The sequence below is a fragment of the Streptomyces sp. NPDC006384 genome (assembly GCF_042870695.1).
Taxonomy (GTDB): Bacteria; Actinomycetota; Actinomycetes; order Streptomycetales; family Streptomycetaceae; genus Streptomyces.
In genome coordinates, this window is record NZ_JBIAHR010000001.1 from 97283 (window position 1) to 114933 (window position 17651).

General features: G+C 73.3%; 21 protein-coding genes and 1 tRNA gene. 8 read left to right on the forward strand and 14 right to left on the reverse strand.

Features of this window, described 5'->3' with window-relative positions; all coding sequences use genetic code 11:
• The first annotated feature begins 87 nt into the window (after positions 1-87).
• From ACFYOJ_RS00460 to ACFYOJ_RS00490, 7 genes are all read left to right on the forward strand, one after another.
• Positions 88-180: transfer RNA gene (locus ACFYOJ_RS00460), tRNA-Sec, on the forward strand.
• Positions 181-401: 221 nt separating this feature from the next.
• A complete protein-coding gene (locus tag ACFYOJ_RS00465; RefSeq protein ID WP_356552424.1) occupies positions 402-1043 on the forward strand; it encodes an HAD family hydrolase in 642 nt (213 codons plus the stop codon).
• A gap of 57 nt (positions 1044-1100) precedes the next feature.
• A complete protein-coding gene (locus tag ACFYOJ_RS00470; RefSeq protein WP_356552422.1) occupies positions 1101-2282 on the forward strand; it encodes a helix-turn-helix transcriptional regulator in 1182 nt (393 codons plus the stop codon).
• Between the two features lie 283 nt (positions 2283-2565).
• On the forward strand, positions 2566-2904 hold the full coding sequence (locus tag ACFYOJ_RS00475; RefSeq protein WP_356552421.1) for a hypothetical protein: 339 nt from the start codon (positions 2566-2568) through the stop codon (positions 2902-2904).
• Positions 2901-3089, forward strand: coding sequence for a hypothetical protein (locus tag ACFYOJ_RS00480; RefSeq protein ID WP_356552419.1), 189 nt, complete (start codon positions 2901-2903; stop codon positions 3087-3089). The genes ACFYOJ_RS00475 and ACFYOJ_RS00480 overlap by 4 nt, the downstream gene beginning before the upstream one ends.
• 302 nt (positions 3090-3391) lie before the next feature.
• Positions 3392-3931 carry a CYTH domain-containing protein gene (locus ACFYOJ_RS00485; RefSeq protein ID WP_356552417.1) on the forward strand — a complete coding sequence of 180 codons (540 nt, stop codon included), beginning with the start codon at positions 3392-3394 and terminating at the stop codon, positions 3929-3931.
• Positions 3932-3993: 62 nt separating this feature from the next.
• A complete protein-coding gene (locus ACFYOJ_RS00490; protein WP_356552415.1) occupies positions 3994-5103 on the forward strand; it encodes a radical SAM protein in 1110 nt (369 codons plus the stop codon).
• A gap of 18 nt (positions 5104-5121) precedes the next feature.
• Here ACFYOJ_RS00490 and ACFYOJ_RS00495 read toward each other — a convergent pair whose 3' ends face one another.
• The 6 genes from ACFYOJ_RS00495 to ACFYOJ_RS00520 form a co-directional block, all read right to left on the reverse strand.
• Entirely contained in the window at positions 5122-5304 is a 183-nt protein-coding gene (locus ACFYOJ_RS00495; protein WP_356552413.1) for a hypothetical protein, read from the reverse strand.
• Between the two features lie 8 nt (positions 5305-5312).
• Positions 5313-5567: a hypothetical protein gene (locus ACFYOJ_RS00500; RefSeq protein WP_356552411.1), complete on the reverse strand. Its 255-nt coding sequence runs from the start codon at positions 5565-5567 to the stop codon at positions 5313-5315.
• A gap of 103 nt (positions 5568-5670) precedes the next feature.
• The gene (locus tag ACFYOJ_RS00505) at positions 5671-6105 is read right to left on the reverse strand and encodes a VOC family protein (protein ID WP_356552409.1); all 435 of its coding nucleotides are present in this window, start codon (positions 6103-6105) and stop codon (positions 5671-5673) included.
• 9 nt (positions 6106-6114) lie between these two features.
• Positions 6115-7917 carry a SelB C-terminal domain-containing protein gene (locus ACFYOJ_RS00510; protein ID WP_356552408.1) on the reverse strand — a complete coding sequence of 601 codons (1803 nt, stop codon included), beginning with the start codon at positions 7915-7917 and terminating at the stop codon, positions 6115-6117.
• Positions 7908-9320: an L-seryl-tRNA(Sec) selenium transferase gene (selA, locus tag ACFYOJ_RS00515; RefSeq protein ID WP_356552406.1), complete on the reverse strand. Its 1413-nt coding sequence runs from the start codon at positions 9318-9320 to the stop codon at positions 7908-7910. Before selA ends, ACFYOJ_RS00510 begins: the two co-directional genes overlap by 10 nt.
• 200 nt (positions 9321-9520) lie before the next feature.
• Entirely contained in the window at positions 9521-10819 is a 1299-nt protein-coding gene (locus tag ACFYOJ_RS00520) for a DUF3533 domain-containing protein (RefSeq protein WP_356552404.1), read from the reverse strand.
• A gap of 220 nt (positions 10820-11039) precedes the next feature.
• On the opposite strand from ACFYOJ_RS00520, the gene ACFYOJ_RS00525 reads away from it, so the two are divergent.
• Entirely contained in the window at positions 11040-11567 is a 528-nt protein-coding gene (locus tag ACFYOJ_RS00525; RefSeq protein ID WP_356552403.1) for a DUF6584 family protein, read from the forward strand.
• 66 nt (positions 11568-11633) lie between these two features.
• On the opposite strand, the gene ACFYOJ_RS00530 is transcribed toward ACFYOJ_RS00525, so the two are convergent.
• The 8 genes from ACFYOJ_RS00530 to ACFYOJ_RS00565 all read right to left on the reverse strand — a co-directional run bounded on the left by ACFYOJ_RS00530 (position 11634) and on the right by ACFYOJ_RS00565 (position 17456).
• Positions 11634-12017, reverse strand: coding sequence for a sulfurtransferase TusA family protein (locus ACFYOJ_RS00530; protein ID WP_356552402.1), 384 nt, complete (start codon positions 12015-12017; stop codon positions 11634-11636).
• A 66-nt stretch (positions 12018-12083) separates the two neighbouring features.
• A complete protein-coding gene (locus tag ACFYOJ_RS00535) occupies positions 12084-12389 on the reverse strand; it encodes an Lrp/AsnC ligand binding domain-containing protein (RefSeq protein ID WP_356552400.1) in 306 nt (101 codons plus the stop codon).
• Positions 12386-13327: an urease accessory protein UreD gene (locus ACFYOJ_RS00540; RefSeq protein WP_356552399.1), complete on the reverse strand. Its 942-nt coding sequence runs from the start codon at positions 13325-13327 to the stop codon at positions 12386-12388. Before ACFYOJ_RS00540 ends, ACFYOJ_RS00535 begins: the two co-directional genes overlap by 4 nt.
• 11 nt (positions 13328-13338) lie before the next feature.
• Complete coding sequence (gene ureG / locus ACFYOJ_RS00545; RefSeq protein WP_388596084.1) at positions 13339-13998, reverse strand: urease accessory protein UreG; 660 nt, start codon at positions 13996-13998, stop codon at positions 13339-13341.
• Between the two features lie 96 nt (positions 13999-14094).
• On the reverse strand, positions 14095-14868 hold the full coding sequence (locus ACFYOJ_RS00550) for an urease accessory UreF family protein (protein WP_356552397.1): 774 nt from the start codon (positions 14866-14868) through the stop codon (positions 14095-14097).
• Positions 14868-16586, reverse strand: a complete 1719-nt coding sequence (gene ureC / locus ACFYOJ_RS00555) for an urease subunit alpha (protein ID WP_356552396.1) — start codon at positions 16584-16586, stop codon at positions 14868-14870. The genes ACFYOJ_RS00550 and ureC overlap by 1 nt, the downstream gene beginning before the upstream one ends.
• Positions 16583-17014, reverse strand: a complete 432-nt coding sequence (locus ACFYOJ_RS00560) for an urease subunit beta (RefSeq protein WP_356552394.1) — start codon at positions 17012-17014, stop codon at positions 16583-16585. Before ACFYOJ_RS00560 ends, ureC begins: the two co-directional genes overlap by 4 nt.
• Positions 17015-17153: 139 nt before the next feature.
• Positions 17154-17456 carry an urease subunit gamma gene (locus tag ACFYOJ_RS00565; RefSeq protein WP_356552577.1) on the reverse strand — a complete coding sequence of 101 codons (303 nt, stop codon included), beginning with the start codon at positions 17454-17456 and terminating at the stop codon, positions 17154-17156.
• Positions 17457-17651: the final 195 nt, after the last annotated feature.

Consider the following 17651-nt stretch of genomic DNA (forward strand, 5'->3'; position numbering starts at 1 on the left):
GGGACTCGGTGGTGCCGCGGCTCGGTGTCTGCCTGCCCTGCGGTGACGGTGCGGCGGCCGGACGTCCGTGTAGCCTGGCCGGGCGGTGGAGGCGTGCGGGTGCCTGGTGGCCCTCCCGGTCTTCAAAACCGAGGTGTCCGAGGATCTCGGACAGGCAGGTTCGATTCCTGTCCGCCTCCGCTCTCCGCACCCTCCTGACCTGCGGGGATGTATAGCCCTCTATCTCATGGCCAAACCGTGGCCAAACATGGGCCCCGGAAAGGGCGGGTGCGCCGGTGCAGGTGGTGCCGCCACAGGGAGGTGGAGGACTACTGCCGAACCGGAGGCCGAGGCGGGCCCCGCCTCCCTTTCGCTTCCGTTCTAGTGGGGGCCGTTTCACCGTGCTCGGATACCCTGCCCGCATGATTCGCGCCGTGATCTTCGACGTGGGCGAGACCCTCGTCCGCGACGACCGCTACTGGGCATCGTGGGCCGACTGGCTGAACATCCCCCGGCACACCGTCTCGGCGCTCGTCGGCGCTGTCGTCGCCCAGGGGCGCGACAACGCGGACGCCCTGCGGTTGATCCGCCCCGGCATCGACATCGCCGCGGAGTACGCCGCGCGTGAGGCCGCCGGCCGCGGCGAGCACCTGGACGAGACGGACCTGTACGACGACGTCCGGCCGGCCCTCACCGCACTGCGCGACCTCGGCATCCGCATCGTCGTCGCCGGCAACCAGACGATCCGGGCGGGTGAGTTGCTGCGCGCCCTGTCACTTCCGGCCGATGTGGTAGTGACGTCCGGAGAGTGGGGCGTGGCCAAGCCGGACCCCGAGTTCTTCCGGCGCGCGGTCGAGGCCGGGCAGGCTGCGCCGAGCGAGACGCTGTACGTCGGCGACCATCCCGACAACGACGTGATGCCCGCAGCAGCGGCCGGGCTTCGTACCGCACACCTCCGCCGCGGCCCGTGGGGGCACCTGTGGGCGGACGCCCCGAACGTCGTGGCGACCGCGGACTGGCGTATCGATCACCTCACGGACCTACCGGCCCTCCTCACCTCGTAGGAGGGCGTACCGCCCGTTCGCGCGCCCGACGCGCGACCGCATGGGTACGGTGCGGGTATGTCCACCGCCAGCAGGCGCGAGGTAGGCCGGCGCATCGCCACCATCCGCCGCGCGCGCCGGATGACCCAGGCCGACCTCGCCCGCGCCGCCTACGTCTCCCTGCCCACTGTCAAGGCCATCGAGGGCGGCGCCCGCTCACCCAGCGACGACACCCTCGACTCGATCGCCGCCGCGCTCAGCGTCGACCCGAGCCGCATCGTCACCGGCAGCACCCGCACCGACAGCCGTGTCCACGCCGCCCTCCCCCACATCTCCGCGGCGATCGCCGCCTACGACGTCCCCGCCGACGTCCAGCCCCGCCCGCTGTCCGAACTCGGAGCGGCCGTCGGCTCGTTGTCGCAGTGGCGGCTCGCCGCCCAGTACGCCCGCATCGCCGAGCACGCGCCTCGCCTCCTCACCGACACCCTCGCCGCACTGCACCACACCACCGGGGCCGAGCAGTTGCACGCAGCTCATCTCCTCGCCGGAACCGCCCGCTCTGCCGACGCCGTGGCCTTCAAGTTCGGCGCCCTCGACCTCTCCGCCCGCCTCGTGGATCTGATGCGCTGGGCGGCCGCCCGGACGGAGGACCGCATCGCCCTGGCGACCGCCGCCTACGTCCGCACCGAGACCTTCTTCGCCGCCCGCGCGCACGTCCCCGGGCTGTGCGCCCTGGAGCAGGCCATCGATGCGGGTCCCAGCCCGACCGGCCGGGCGTCGACCGCCGCTCGTGGTGCCCTGCACATGCGCGCGGCCGTCATCGCCGGCCGTGCCGGCGACGTGGACGCTGCCACCACGCATCTGGACGAGGCCCGGCGCCTCGGCGACACGGTGCCCGAGGGCGCCTACGACGGCACCCAGTTCGGCCCCGACAGCGTCCGCGCCCACGAGGTGTCTGTCGCGGTGAGCCTCGGCCAAGATCATGTACAGCGGGCCCTGGATGTCGCGGGCGAGTGGGCCCCGCCCGAGTCTCTCCCGGCCGAGCGGCAATCCGGGTTCTGGATCGAACTGGCCCGGGCGCAGGTGTGGGCCGGCCGGCCGGACGATGCGTTCGAGTCGCTGAAGGTGGCCAGGCTCATCGCGCCGCAGCACACCCGTGAGCACCCCTGGGCCCGAGAGTCAGCAGCCACGATCCGCCGACTGAAGCGGGCGGATGCCGAGTCTCTCACCAGCTTCACCGAGTGGATCGGCGCCGTCTGAGGGGATACTTCGTGTATCCCTTGGGCCCCTTGCAGCAGCCCATCATCTGTCTGTCCGCAGCAAGCAGGCAGGCAGGCAGATGGGAGACGGGGATGAGCCAGTGCGCCGGGTTGCTCCGGGTGGACGGGCCAGTGAGCGTCGCGCGGCTACACGGCCTCGCGTGCCAGTACTGCGGCGCCGTCGCGCGGATTCTCTCCGCGGTGGACAGTGTCCAGCGCTCGGTCGGCAACCGGGTGTGGACCGTCGTCTCGTGCGGCTGCCGCGCGAAGGCGGGAGCCGCACGATGACCGAGACCATCCGGCAAAGCCCGTCTGCCGTACTCGGTGTGCTGGGACTGCCCGCGGTCGATGTGCTCACTGCCGACCAGACCCGCGGTGCGGTCTGCGTCTGGTGCACCGAGCGGCTGACCGCTGAGACGGCCGTCGACCTCGGCGAGCGGTCCGGCCCGGACGGGCGGTGGTGGCCACGGGCCTGCCGCCCGCATCTCACCACCCGCGCCCTTCATGCCCTGTTCGAGCACGCCCCGGGCTGCGCCGACTGCCGGGAGACCCCGCCGCCCGGCGAGCGGAGCCGCTGCGAGGTGGGACGCGTCCTGGTCCAGCTCACGAAGGACCCCCGATGACGGAACGCACCCGGACCATGAGCCCGCCGGTGTACCTGGGTATGCCGCTGGACCCGCCGGCGCCCGTCGCCCACTGCCCGGTGTGCAACGAGGCGGACCGACATCGCGAGGCAGCCCGGGAGCGAGGAGACCTCGCAGCCGTGACGGACGCCAACGTGGTGATGCGGCGGCATCCGCACAACTGAGCAGGAGCCCCCCGGTGAACCTCGGTTTCCGGTGCACTGCCACGGCCGAGGTGGCCGACGAGATCCGGGCAGTGGCCCGGACGATCAGCTCCCCGTACCCGAGTTGGGAACCGCCGCCCGTATGACTCCCGCTGACGCCGGCGGGGCCAGCCGTCACCAGCGCGTCCCCGTGTCGCCGATCGCGCTGGTGACCAGCGGCCCGTCTCCGTCCCCCGCGGGGGCGGGCCGCTCATCCACCGCAGTCCCCTGTGCCGCACGGTCGTTGACACCACAGCAGCCCCCGATGATCGGAGACCCGACCCATGGCAGGAATCGAGTTCGAGGTGAAGGCCCTCGGCATCGACCCCGACAAGACGGCCCAGCGCATCCTCGACGCGGGCGGCGTACAGCAGACCGGATCACGCCTGATGCGCCGCTACGTGTACGACACCATCCCGGCCGTCCCCGGCCGGTGGGTACGACTGCGCGACACCGGGGCCGGCATCACCCTGTGCGTCAAGGAGATCCGCACGGACGCCGTGGACGGCACACACGAAACCGAGATCACCGTCGACAGCTTCGAGGAGACCGCCGCGCTCCTGCGCCTGACCGGCCTGACGCCGCGCAGCTACCAGGAGAACCGACGCGCCTCCTACACCCTCGGCGCTGTCCGCCTCGAAGTCGACGAGTGGCCGCGTATCCCGCCGTACCTGGAGATCGAGGCCGACACCGAAGCCCAGGTATGGGAGGCCGTCGCTGCCCTGGGCATCGACCGCTACCAGCTCACGTCGGTCAACACCACGAAGGTCTACAGCCTGTACGGCATCGACCTGGACTCCATCGCCGACCTGCGCTTCGAGTAGGCCGACACCAGTTGATCCCGGCCAGGGCACCGTGTCCCGGCCGGTTCGGAGAGGGGACACCCATGCACGACCTGAGCACCGTACCGGTGGAGGTGAAACCGGACCGCACACTCCGCGTGAAGATCATCGACGCGTGCGGGCTCGCCTGCTCGTTCTGCCACAACGAGGGGACACCCGTAGCCACCGACAACACCGGCCGCCCCGCCGACCGGTTCACCGGCTCACCGGGTCGCTCCGGCCGGGTCTCCCTCTACCTCCGCACCAACGGCGCCGGCTTCCTGCCCGCCCGGATCCCCGCCGACGCCGACTTCGCCCTGGCCCTCGCCGCCGTCCGCGGCAGCCTCCCGACCACCGAGGTGCACTTCACCGGCGGGGAACCCACGCTGCACCCCGACCTGCCCGGTCTGATCACCATCGCCCGCCGCCTCGGGCTCACGGTCGGCCTCACCTCGAACGGCGAGAACGGCGCCGGCGTCATGGCCGACTGCGCTGCGGCCGGCCTCGACCGGATCAACCTCAGCGTCTTCGGCACCACCCCGGCCGAGCTCGCCGCGGTACAGGCACCGGGGCTGTCCTCCCCGAAGCTCGCTGAGCGCAAACTGGCCGCCCTCGACGCGACGATCGAGGCGGCGACCGCGCACGGCATCAAGGTGTCCGCGAACATCGTGGTCCCCGACCGTGACCACGTCGGCCGTGTACTCCGCATCATCGAGCGTCACGGCCGCCCCGTCGTCGTCCGGATGCTCGTGTCGCTCGAGGACGGGGGCGCCTCCTTGGACGCCATGCAGGAGGTCGTCGACCACCTGGGTGCCGTGCCGGTCCGCCGCATCATCACGGCCGGGGCATCCGATCAGCGGCTGCGGTACCGCCTGCCGGACGGACGCACGCTGTACGCGAAGAGCATCAGGCCTGTGCGCTTGCCCGAGACGTGCACCGACTGCCGGTTCAACAACCCGGACGACTGCCAGGAGGGCTACTACGGAGTCCGTCTGTACCGTGCCGTGGACGGCCCGTTCATGGTCGGTGTGTGCATCCAGCGCATGGACCTGTGCCTGCCGCTCGGCGAGTTCGTGATGAGCCAGCGCTGCCGCGAGGTGGCCGCCTTCCGCGACGACGAGACGGCACGGCTGACCCGTCTGCACGCCACGAAAGTGATGGCCGATGACTGCTGAACGCCCGCGGTCGCCCCGTCAGCCGGCCAGGTCCCGCAGGGGCACGCCGAGGACGCGGGCGGTCCGCAGCAGCGTGAAGCAGGTCGGACTGCGGCGGCCGAGGACGTGGCTGTGCTCGTAGAGCCGGCTTGTCTCCGGGGGCTCGTTCGCGGCCGCTCGGCCATCGCCCTGCGGGTGCCCGCCCCGTGACGGAGCGGGCACCCGTGTCGTCAGCTCGTCTTGTGGAGGGAACCGGTGAGGGTGCCTTCCTGCTGTTCGTAGTGGGAGAGGGCGAGGCCGAGGCCGATGAAGGTGGGGGCCCATTCGCCGACGAAGATGCCCCAGCGGTCGGCGCGGTCGACGCCCTGGGGTTCGGCCTTGAGGCTGCACATCCAGGAGACGACGCTGAGGCCGATGGAGGCGACACCGGCGAGGTAGGCGTGTTCGCTGCGGATGCCCATGTCGTGCATCTTCTTGATGATCACGGCTGCTCCGTTCTGTGAGGGTCGGGAACGGAGTTCCACGCCGGGTATGTCCCACTCATGCCATTTGTGCGGTACCCGTCTCCTCGCCGTCCCGGCGGATGTGTCAGTCGAGGCAGAACTCGTTGCCCTCGACGTCCTGCATGACGATGCAGGACTCGTTCTCCTCGTCGGCGAAGAGGGTGCGCACGTGCACCGCGCCGAGCGCGACGAGCCGTGCGCATTCGGCCTCGAGCGCGGCCAGGCGCTCCTGGCCGGTGAGCCCCGTGCCGACGCGCACGTCGAGATGCACCCGGTTCTTGACGGTCTTGCCCTCGGGGACGCGCTGGAAGAACAGCCGCGGTCCCACGCCCGAGGGGTCGCTGCAGGCGAACCACGCGCCCCGCTTCTCCGGCGGCCGGGAGCGGTCGTAGTCGTCCCAGGAGGCGAAGCCTTCCGGCGGTGACGGGAGGACGTACCCCAGTACCTCGCACCAGAAGCGGGCGACGCGCTCCGGTTCCGCACAGTCGAAGGTGACCTGGAATTGTCTGATCACTGACATCGGCGCACTTTAACAAAGGGCCGCGCCGCCCGTCCCCCGGCCGGCGGGCCGGCAGCGCCGGTGCCGGTCGTCGACCCGCTCCGTCAGTCCTCGCGCGTCCAGGTGCTCCAGCAGGGGTACGGCCACCCTGCGCGTCGTGTCCAGGGCGCGGCGGGCCTCGCTGAGGGTGAACGGCTGCGGCAGGCGGGCCAGGATCTCGGCGGCCTCGGTGTCCGCGCCCGGCAGCAGCACGAGGAAGTCGCCGATCCGCAGGAGTGCTCCGGCGGCGACGGCCGCGGCCAGCGCCTTGCGGGTGAGCCCGAGTTCCGCCAGCCGGTCCGCCTCGGGCGCGCGGAAGGGCGCGCGGGTCAGGTCCCGGCGTACGGCGTCGACGGCCGCGCGCAGGGGCGGTGGCAGGGTGGGGCGGGTGTCCGGGCCGTAGAGGCGTCCCCGGCGGTGGCGGAGTGCGGTGGGGCCCGGTGTCCGGGCGAGGGCGTCGACCAGCAGCCGGTCGGGGAGGCCGAGCAGGTGGCGCGCGGCCTCGGTGGGCAGGCCCGGGTCCGTCGGGTGCCGGCGGGCGTGCCGCTCGACCTCCTCGGCGAGGCGGGCGCGCAGCCGTGCCCAGTGGCCGGCGTCGGCCAGCCAGTCCCCGGCGACGGGTTCGGCGGGCGGGGGCACGCCCATCGCGAGCAGTTCGCCGCGTCGTACGAGGCGGCGCCGGCGCAGTTCGGCGGTGCCGTCCGGGTGTCCGGTCATCGTGGCCAGTTCCCCGGCGCGGGCGCGGCCCGCTCCGCGCCGGGTCAGGCGCGGCGGGCGTACGTCGAGGACGGTGACCGCGCAGGGCACGCGGGTGCCGCCCGGTTCGCGCAGGACGGCGCGGTCGCCGACGCGCAGGGGCAGGGGGCGGGCGAGGGTGAGCCTGGCCGTGTCCTCGCCCAGCGGGCGGACGGTCGCCGGCACCGCGGCCGTCCCGATGTGCAGGGTGGACGTACGGGGCAGTGCGGCGGCCGGTTCCCCGGTGACGCGGACGTCGGTGAGCGCGGTGAGCAGCCAGCGGTCCGGTGCGAGCAGGACCTGGCCCCGGTGCAGGGTGCCGTCGGCGGCTCCGTGGACCTGGACCGCGACGCGGGCCACCGCGCTCACGGCGGCCCGGTCCTCGTGCAGGCACTGCAGTCCGCGTACCCGCAGCCCGGTCGTGCCGTCCCCGGTCAGCAGCCGGTCGCCGACGCGCAGGGTGCCCGCGCCGAGCGTGCCGGTGACGACCGTGCCGCGTCCGCGCACGGTGAAGGCGCGGTCGAGCCACAGCCGTACGTCGGCGTCGGCGGGCGGCACGGGCAGCGACCGGGTGAGACGGGCCAGTTCCCGGCGCAGTTCGCCGAGTCCGGCGCCGGTGACGGCACTCACCGCGACGGACGGCACCTTGCCGAGGGAGGTCGCGGCGAGGCGTTCGGCGGCGTCGGCCCGTACGGGTCCGGGGTCGGCGAGGTCGCTGCGGGTGACGGCGAGGACGGCGTGCCGGACGCCGAGGGCGTCGAGGATCGCGAGGTGTTCCTGCGACTGCCGCTGCCAGCCCTGGTCGGCGGCGACCACGAAGAGCACCGCGGGCACCGGTCCGACGCCGGCCAGCATGGTGGCGACGAACCGTTCGTGTCCGGGGACGTCCACGAAGGCCAGGTCCTCGCCCTCCTCGGTCCGGGTCCACACGAACCCGAGGTCGAGGGTGAGCCCGCGGCGGCGTTCCTCCTCGTGGCGGTCGGGTTCCATGCCCGTCAGCGCCCGCACCAGGGCGGACTTGCCGTGGTCGACGTGACCGGCGGTGGCCACTACCCGCATGCCGTCCGCCTCTCCGCCGCGGCGGCCCGCACCGCCTGGGCCAGCCGTCCGTCGTCCTCGGGGGGCACGGCGCGCAGGTCGAGCAGGCACCGGCCGCGTTCCAGGCGTCCCACCACGGGGGTCCGGCCAGTGCGCAGCGCGCCGGCGTACGGCTCCGGCAGGGACACGGCGGCGCTGGGCAGGGTGACGCCGGGGGCGCCGCCGCCGCCCACCGTCGCCTCGCTGGCGACGGCCCGCGCGTCGACACCGGCGGCGCTCAGCTCGGCGGCCAGCCGTTCGGCGCGGCGCGTGAGGAGCGCCGGGTCGGCGTCGAGGGCGTCGGCGGTGGGTGTGCCGGGGCCGGTCAGGGTGGCCTGCAGGGCGGCGAGGGTCAGTTTGTCCACGCGCAGGGCGCGGGCGAGGGGGTGCCGGGACAGGGTGCGTACGAGGGTGTCGTCGCCGAGGAGCAGTCCGCACTGGGGGCCGCCGAGGAGTTTGTCGCCGCTGGCCGTCACGAGGGAGGCGCCGGCCCTCAGCTGGCTCTCGGCGTCGGGTTCCCCGGGCAGCAGCGGGTGGGGGGCGAGCAGCCCGGAGCCGATGTCGACGACGACCGGGACGCCCAGCGCGGCGAGTTCGGCGGTGCCGGCGGCGCGGGTGAAGCCGGTGATGCGGAAGTTGGAGGGGTGGACCTTCAGGACGAAGCCGGTGTCGGGGCCGAGGGCGCCCGCGTAGTCGGCGACGGTGGTGCGGTTGGTGGTGCCGACCTCGCGGAGCCGTGCCCCGGTCGACACCAGCAGGTCGGGCAGGCGGAATCCGTCGCCGATCTCCACCATCTCCCCGCGGCTGATGACGATCTCGCGGCCGGCGGCGAGCGCGGTGGCGGCCAGGACCAGTGCGGCGGCGCCATTGTTGACGACGTGCGCGGCGCGGGCCGAGGGCACCCGGGCGCGCAGGGCGGCGAGCGCGGTGCGTCCCCGGCGGGCGCGTGCGCCGGTGGTCAGGTCGAGTTCGACGTCGGTGGGTCCGGCGGCCTCCTGCACCGCGCGCCGGGCGGCCGGGGACAGCGGGGCCCGGCCGAGGTTGGTGTGCAGGAGCACGCCGGTGGCGTTGACGACCGGCCGCAGTCCGCCGGCCGTGGACGGCAGCAGGGCGAGGGCCGTGTCCGCCACGTCCTCGGGCGGGACCGTTCCCGCACGGGCCTGTTCCTGGGCCTGCCGGACGGCCGTCTTCACCGTCTCGGGGCCGAGCCGCCGTACCGCCTCGGCGAGTCCCGGGTCCCGCAGCACGGCGTCGGTGCGGGGGACGCGCCGCCGGGTGTCCGTCGTCCTCGCCTCCCGGTCGTGGCCGCGACTGCGGGGGCGGGTGCCGGCCGTGGCCGGTCCGTCCGTCGGCGCGGTCGTCTCCCGTGCGGCCCGCTGGTCCACGTGCTCTCCCTGTCCGGCCGGTTCCGTGTCTGCCCGGTCCCGTGTTGCCCGGTTCTCTGTTGCCCGGTTCCCTGTCTGCCCGGGGCATCCCGGGGACCCCGTCGTCATCGTCCTCCGGTGCCCGGCGCGCGTGCCGTGACACGCGGGGGCGGTTCCGGCGCCCGCTCGGGGGTCCGGGGTGGCGCGCGCCGTGGTCGTGGTCATTCCGGGCGGGGCACCATCCGGTGCAGGCCCTTGCGGTCGTAGTAGCGGGTCATGAGGAAGCCGAAGACGAGGGCGGCGGCGACACCGACCGCGATCATGATCCAGGCGCGGACGAGGCCGGCGTCGCCGCGGGCGTCGAAGTACAGGATCGCCCGGACGCCGGAGACGAGTTGCCGCATCGGTTCGAAGACGCCGAGGAAGCGGTAGAAGCCGGGCACGGCCTCCAGGGGGACGGTCGCTCCGGAGGAGGGCAGGGCCAGGGCGATGAAGACGAACATCGACACGATCTGGCCGATGCTGGCGAACGCCGCGTTGATGGCCTGCACGCCGAGGCCCACGCTCAGGCAGGAGCAGTAGGAGAACAGCGCCAGCAGGGGCAGGTGGGACGCGTCCATGCCCAGGACGGCGATGCAGGCGAGCATGACCAGCGCGGTGACGGGCACGGACAGCACCGCCGTCATGACCATCTTGAGCAGCAGCGTCTGTGTGCGGCTGATCGGCACCGTGGGGTGCCGGGAGTGCCAGGGGCCGATCTCCGCGTCGGCGTAACCGAGTGCCGTGTCGACGCCGTTGTGGATGATGTTTCCGCCCAGGAAGCCGGCGAGGACGAGCAGCAGTACGTAGTAGAAGGCGCTCAGCCCCATGCCGCTGTGCGTTCCGATGGGGTGGCCGGGCTCGGTCTTCACCGCGACGGGGTCGGTGAGCAGCAGACGGGCCGTGGCGTCGGCTCCGGCGAACTCGGACGATGAGGAGAGCTGCTTGCCGAGGGCGAGGGAGGCCTGGTGGGCGGCCTGTTGAGTGATCCGTGACGCCATCGACGAACCGAGGCTGCCCATTCCTGGGTTGGTGAGCACGGTCAGGGTCGGCCGGGTGGCCTGCGCGCCGGACAGCGAACGCACGGTGTCGGTGAAGCCGGCGGGGACGACCAGGGCCCCGTAGATCTTCCCGGAGGCCAGCTGGTCGAGGGCCGCTCCGTGGCCGAGCCGGCGCCACTCCACGTCGCCGGGCGGCGTGGAGGAGACGATCCGGTCGCCGAGCTGTGCGCCGAGGTTCTGCCGCTGTCCGGGCAGCGGCTTGCCCGAGTCCTGGTTCACGAGGGCGACCGGCAGCCGGTGCAGACTGCCCTCCGGCGTGAGGATGCCGCCCATGTACAGCAGGGAGAGGACCAGGGCGACCAGGGCGCTGAGCACTCCCGGAGTGATCCACAGCCTGCCGTGGCGCAGCAGCTTCACGGTGCTCCGCACGGAGCCCGTGGGGTGTGGGGTGCCGTGCCGCTGCGGTGTTGTGGAACCCATACAACTCCCTGAGGTGCGGGGGCGTCGTCGGACCGGGGGCGCCCGTGGACGCGGCGAGCGTAGGCGCCGGGTCACCGCAGGGGCGCCGGTGACACAGGTCCGTCCCGCGCATCGCCCGGACGGCCCACCACGGCGCGCCGGGCGGGAGGTGCGAGCGGGGAGGGCGGGCTGCGGCGAAACCGGTTCGACGCGGACCGGCACGGTGTTCGATCATGCGTTCATGCCTGTGGACGAGACCCTTGCCCGAGTCGACGCGGACCTGGCCGCCGGCCGGATTCCGGTCGCGCGTCAGCGGCTGCGCGGCCTCGTCTCGTCCTTCCCCCGGGACCTGACGCTCCGCCGGCGTCTGGCCGAGGTGTACCGGCTCTACGGCGACGCCGCCGAGGCCGGGCGCTGGATGTACCTCGAGGAGGACCGCGACGCCGGCGAGACCGCCGCCTTCGAGGCGCGGTACGGGTCCGCCGGGCGGCGGATGCGGGCTCTCGCCTGGCGCGGTCCCGAGGCGATGGCCGCCACCGCCTTCGCGCGGGGGCAGCTGGTGGCGGTGCGCACCGCCTGCGCCGAGGCGCTGGGGCGTCCCGTCGACTGGGACGACCCCGCCTCCTACCGGGACGGCCCGGAGGAGGGTGCCGAGGAGCCCTCCGGGCCGCCGTCGGTGAAGGGGGTGCTGGCGGGCGTGGGCTGTCTGGTGGGGGTCCTCGCGTTCCTGGCGGTCTGGGTGAACGGAGTCGTCGCGCTCTTCGACTGACCCGGGGGCCGGCGCGGCCGGTGCCCGGCCGGCGGGTACGCGCCCGACGGGGGCACCAAAGGTCTCTCACCGGTGTCCGGGTCCGTCCGGTCCCGGTCCGGCCGGGTGCCACGGTGCGTCCGGGCGGGTGGGGCGGGCGCCGGCGGTGAGCCGCAGGGCGTACACCGGCTGTTCGCCGGGGACGGGGCCGAGGTAGGTGTGGCCGGTCATGTGGCACCAGGCGGGCAGGTCGAGCGGTGCGGCGGGATCGGTGGCGATGACGTGGACGACGGTGCCGGGCGGCTCGGCGTCGATCCGCTCGCGCAGGCGGAGCAGCAGGGTGACGCAGAGCAGGCCGGTGCCGTCGACGGTCAGGTCGGGCGCAGGCAGCGGCGACGGGTGTGCCGTCGGCTGTACGGGGCCCGAGCCTGGGCCGGGGGCGTCGGGGATGCCCGGGGTGTCGGCGTTCATGGGCCGCAGGCTACGGCCGCGTCCGGCCCGGCGACGTACGGGGGCGGCGGATGACTCCCGGTGCGTTCAGGTGAGGGAGGCCGGCGGTGGTACCTCGCTCGGCGGCCGCTCGGGCAGGGGCCGGGGCGGGACGGCCTGCTTCGTCACGATGGCCGGGTCGAGGCTCCGCACGCCCGGCAGATGGATGAGCACCGGCTCGTGGAGGCGCCGGCAGGACGCCAGGTCGGCGCTGACCATCCGGATCAGGTGGTCCGGCTCGCCGGACAGCCGCTGTGCCTCGACGGGCTCGGAGTTCGTGGTCGACGGCGGATACACCAGCCGGTGAGCGGCCGGGCGGCCCGCCCGGTCCCGCCGGGCCCGGGCCGCCGTCACCCCTTGCGCAGGTCGGGGGCGGGGGCCCCGAGGAGGCGGAGGCGGACCGTGTCCCACACCGCGCCCAGGGCGGCGGCGACGGCGGTGGACGCCGGGCCGAGGAAACGGACGGTGATTCCGCAGCCACCGGGCAGCTCGCTCGCCCCGGCGAGGACGCCGGGGTGGGCTCCGAGGGCGGAACCGACCGCGGCGCAGAGGCCGGAGGGTTCCTCCCGCCGGGTGAGCACGTGGAGCGCGGCGTGTACGCGGTGAGGACCGAGGCGGCCCGGCGACGCGGGCGGCGCGGTGGCCGGGACGAGGTTCAGCACGTCGCGGAACAGGGGTTTCCCGCCGGGTTCGCGTACCCGCACCTCGGACCAGTAGAGGTCGTAGTCGTGGCACTCGCCGAAGGCGACCCGGCCCGGCAGGAGGATCTCGCCGAGGATCACCGTGGCGCTGGGGTCGGCGGTCAGACAGGTCCGGCCGAAGAAGCGGGAGCCCCTGAAGGGGATGACGGGGCCGGGCAGGTACTCCAGGACCGCGTCGGGGCCCGCGTCCAGGTGGACGAGCTGGGTGGCCAGGTCGGCGCGCATGCCGTAGATCTTGGTGGCGGTCTGGGTGGTGAGGTGGACGGCTGACCCGGCCGCCGCCCGGACGTCGATGCGGTAGCGGTCCCCCTGCACCAGCCCGTCGCCGGCCTGCTGCAGGTAGACGAAGGCCATGTCCGGCCGGTGGGGGTCCAGGTGGATCGGCTGGAAGATGTACAGCGGGGCCTGGTGGTACTGCCCCACGATCCTGGTGGCCCCGGCGACCGGTGCCAGGTCGAGTTCGAGCAGCCCCGTCTTGCCCGCGCGGCCCGCCGCCGCGCCGGCCAGGGGGGTGGCGAACGCCTTCACCGCTTCGGGCAGGTGTGCCGGGGTGTACCACGCCTCGTCCCGGCGCTCCGGTCTCGCCGTCACCGCGGGAGGGCTCACCGGGTCGGGCCCGAGTGCCCGGACGGACCGGAGCCGCGCGGGGCGGCCGTACAGATGTGCTCGGCGACCTCGTCCAGGCCGGTGCCGCCGAAGCAGTCGGTGAACACGATCGGACGGCCCTCACGGACGGCGCGGGCGTCCCGGTCCATCACCGCGAGGTCCGCCCGTACGTAGGAAGCGATGTCGATCTTGTTGATGACCAGCAGATCGGAGTGGGTGACTCCGGGACCGCGCTTGCGGGGGATCTTGTCCCCCTCGCCGACGTCGATGACGAAGACGAAGAAGTCGGCCAGTGCCGGACTGTAGGTCAGCGTCAGGTTGTCGCCGCCGGACTCGAGCAGGACCAGGTCCGCGTCGGGGAAACGCGCGGTGAGCTCCTCGGTGGCGTCGAGGTTCATGGTCGGGTCGTCGCGTACCGCGGTGTGCGGGCAGGAGCCCGTCTCCACTCCCACCACCCGGGCGGGGTCCAGGACGCCGGCCAGCGTCGAGCGGACGTGCTCGGCGTCCTCCTGGGTGAAGATGTCGTTGGTGACCACGACGGGGGAACGGCCCTTCGCGAGGAGCTTGGGGACGAGCGCTTCGATGAGCGCGGTCTTCCCCGATCCGACCGGGCCGCCGATGCCGACCCTCGGCACGCTGCCGCCCAGCCGGGGCATGTCCTGCCCGGCGGCAAAAGCGTCGTCGTGAGGGTGGGGGTGGGGGTGGGAGTGCCCCATGGAGTTCCTCCTGGCGGGTTCGCGGCAGGTGTCCGGTCAGCTCATGAAGAGGCGCAGGGACGCGCGTTCGTGGCGCATGCTCATGATGTCGATCAACGGGGTGCAGGCGGTGATGTCGTCGACGCCCGCCGTGCACGAGGCGCGGGCCGTCTCCGCCAGGACGGGTGCGACCCTGTGGAGCAGGGCCTGGGCGGCGCGGTGGTCGATGACGGCGAGGCGGACCGCGGCGGTGAGCCAGCCGGAGGCGAAGGAGTACAGCTCCCCGGCGACGGCGTGTTCGCGGCTGATGCCGAGGGAGGCGGTGACCAGGCCGAGCACGACCGCGGCGTTGCCGGGCCGGCGGCCGGACCGCACCTGTCGGGCGTACGCGGCGACCGTCCCGTCACCGAAGGCCGCGGTGGCGGTGGCCAGCAGTGCCCGGCCGGTGCGCACCGAGCTCTCCCGTACCTCCCGCGGCAGTTTGACCTCGCTCAGCCGGGTGTCCACCCGTCCGGCCCGCGCCGTCGCGTCCGCCTCGCCTGCGGCGCGGTGCGCGCAGGCCAGTGCCGTCCCGTCGGAGGGGCCGATCCCGTGGCGGACCTGGTCGGCCAGCAGGTCCGCCAGCGTCTGCGGCGGGGTCGAGCGGTCGACCAGTCCGGCCTGGACGAACGCCTCCAGTCCGTGGGAGAGGGTGTAACGGCCGCTGGGGAAGGCGGAGTCGGCCAGTTGGAGGCTGCCGAGGAACGCCCGCAGCCCGTCGTCGTGCGGGCGGCGGCCGGGCGCGGCGCGTACCGGGGCCGTCCCGGACGAAGGGGTCTGCGGGCCGGTCATCAGACGATGTAGTAGAGCTGGGACATCGCCACCCGGTCGGCCGGGTCCACCGTGGCCAACTGCCCGTCGACGTACACCTGGTAGGTCTCGGGGTCGATGCGGATCTCCGGTGTCGCGTCGTTGCGGACCATGTGCTGCTTGCCCACGGTGCGGCAGCCGCGCACCGGTTCCACCCACCGGTCCAGGCCGAGCCGGTCGGGGACGCCCGCGTCGACCGCCGCCTTGGACATGAACGTCATCGAGGTGCGTCCGACGGCCTTGCCCTCGGCGCCGAACATGGGGCGCAGCATGACCGGCTCCGGGGTGGGGATGGAGGCGTTCGGGTCGCCCATGGTGCCCCAGGCGACCATGCCGCCCTTGATGACGTACTTCGGCTTGACCCCGAAGGTGTTGGTCGGCCACAGGACGATGTCGGCGACCTTGCCGGGCTCCAGGGAGCCGATCAGGTGCCCGACGCCGTGGGTGAGGGCGGGGTTGATCGTGTACTTGGCCAGGTACCGCAGGATCCGGTTGTTGTCGTGTTCCGCGGGGTCGCCCTCGAGCTTGCCGGTCTGGCGTTTCATCTTGTCCGCGGTGCGCCATGCCGTGGTCACGGTGTCCCCGATGCGCCCCATGGCCTGCGAGTCCGAGGAGAACATGGACAGCACTCCCCTGTCCTGCAGGACGTCCTCGGCCGCCTGGGTCTCCCCGCGGATGCGGGACTGGGCGAAGGCCACGTCCTCGGGGTTCTGCGGGTTGAGGTGGTGGGTCACCATCGTCATGTAGAAGAGGTTGTCGCTGGTGTCGACGGTGTACGGCCGGGTCGGGTTCGTGGAGGACGGCAGCACGTGGGGCAGCGCGGCGATCGCCATGATGTCCGGCGCGTGCCCGCCGCCGGCCCCTTCGGTGTGGTACGTGTGGATCGTCCGTCCGTCGATCGCGTCGATGGTGTCGGCGAGGTAGCCGCACTCGTTGAGGGAGTCGGTGTGGATGGCGACCTGCACGTCGTACTCGTCGGCGACGCCCAGCGCGCAGTCGATGACCGAGGCGGTGGCGCCCCAGTCCTCGTGCACCTTCAACCCGCAGGTGCCCGCTTCCAGTTGTTCGCGCAGCGCCGGCGGTCCGCTGCTGTTGCCCTTGGCGAGCAGGCCGATGTTCACCGGCAGCGTCGCGGTGGACTCCAGCATCCGGGCGATGTTCCACGGCCCCGGGGTGCAGGTCGTGCCCCGGGACCCGTCCGCCGGGCCGGTGCCTCCGCCGATGAGCGTGGTGATCCCGTTGGACAGCGCGTGCGGTACCTGTGCCGGGGTGAGGAAGTGCACGTGCGCGTCGATCGCGCCGGCGGTGGCCACCAGTCCCTCGCCGGAGATCACCTCGGTGCCCGGGCCGACCACCAGAGCGGGGTCCACACCGTCCTGCACACCGGGGTTGCCGGCCTTGCCGATCCCCGCGATCCGGCCGTCCCTGATGCCGATGTCGGCCTTGACGATGCCCAGCACGGGGTCCATGACGACCGCCGCGGTGATCACCATGTCCAGGACGCCGTCGGCGTTGCGCAGGCCCGGGGCCTGGCCCATGCCGTCCCGGGCCGTCTTGCCCCCGCCGTAGACGACCTCCTCCCCCGGCACCAGCAGGCTGCGCTCCACCTGGGCGATGAGGTCGGTGTCGGCCAGGCGGAACCGGTCGCCGGTGGTCGGCCCGTACAGGGAGGCGTAGGTCCGCCTCGGGATCGAGGTCATCGCCCGCCCTCCGCCACCTCGTCGGAAACGGTTCCGGAGCGCTTCGCCCCCGGGCCGCCCTCACCGGTGAACCCGTGTTCCGCCGCGCGCGCCTGTGCCCGCTCGACGGTCCGGCGGGCCGTGACCGCCCCGTCGACCAGTCCGTTGAAGCCGGTCACCCGTCGCGTGCCGCCGAACTCGACGAGTTCGACGTCCCGTTCGTCCCCCGGCTCGAAGCGGATCGCCTGGCCGGCGGGCACGTTCAGCCGCATCCCCAGCGCCTGCGTCCGGTCGAACTCCAGCGCCCGGTTGACTTCGAAGAAGTGGAAGTGGGAACCGACCTGTACGGGGCGGTCCCCGGTGTTGCGGACCTTCGTCCGCACGGTGCGCCGGCCGGTGTTGATCTCCACGGGCTCGTCGGAGAGCAGCCATTCGCCAGGGACGTTCACAAGGGCCTCCACAAAGGGGTCGCCGGCCCGGCTGGGGATCCGGCCTCGGTACAGGCGGGTGCGCCCGGTGGGCGGGGTGTCACGGGGCCGGGGGCCACGGGACGACGGGGCGCGGGAGAGGGTGTGCGGGATCGGGGTGTCACGGGATGGGGTGGGGTACCGAGACCAGCTGGGTCCCCGTCTTGAAGGTGGCCTCGACCTGCACCAGGGTGACCATGTCGGGCACCTCGGGCATGACGTCGTCCCGGGTCAGGACCTGTTTGCCCGCCTCGATCGCCTCGGCGACGGTCCTGCCGTCCCGGGCGGCCTCCATCAGCGCCTCGCAGATCAGCGCGATCGCCTCGGGGAAGTTCAGCCTGGTGCCCCGGCTCAGTCGCCGCCGGGCCAGCTCGGCGACCTGGTAGACGACCAGTTTCTCGGTCTCGCGCGGGGAGAGCATCAGGGAGGAGAGCCAGGTCTCGGTGCCCGGGGCCGACGCGCTGCGGACCGCCCCTCCTCCGTCCGAGGACTTCGCCGCCTTCTCCTTCCCCTTTCCCTTCCCTCCGTCCCGCTTCGACGAGGACCCTTTCGCGTCCTTCTTCACCGTCATCCGTACTTCTCCTCGTCTTCCGCCCACGGAGGGGGCCGGTCGCCGTCC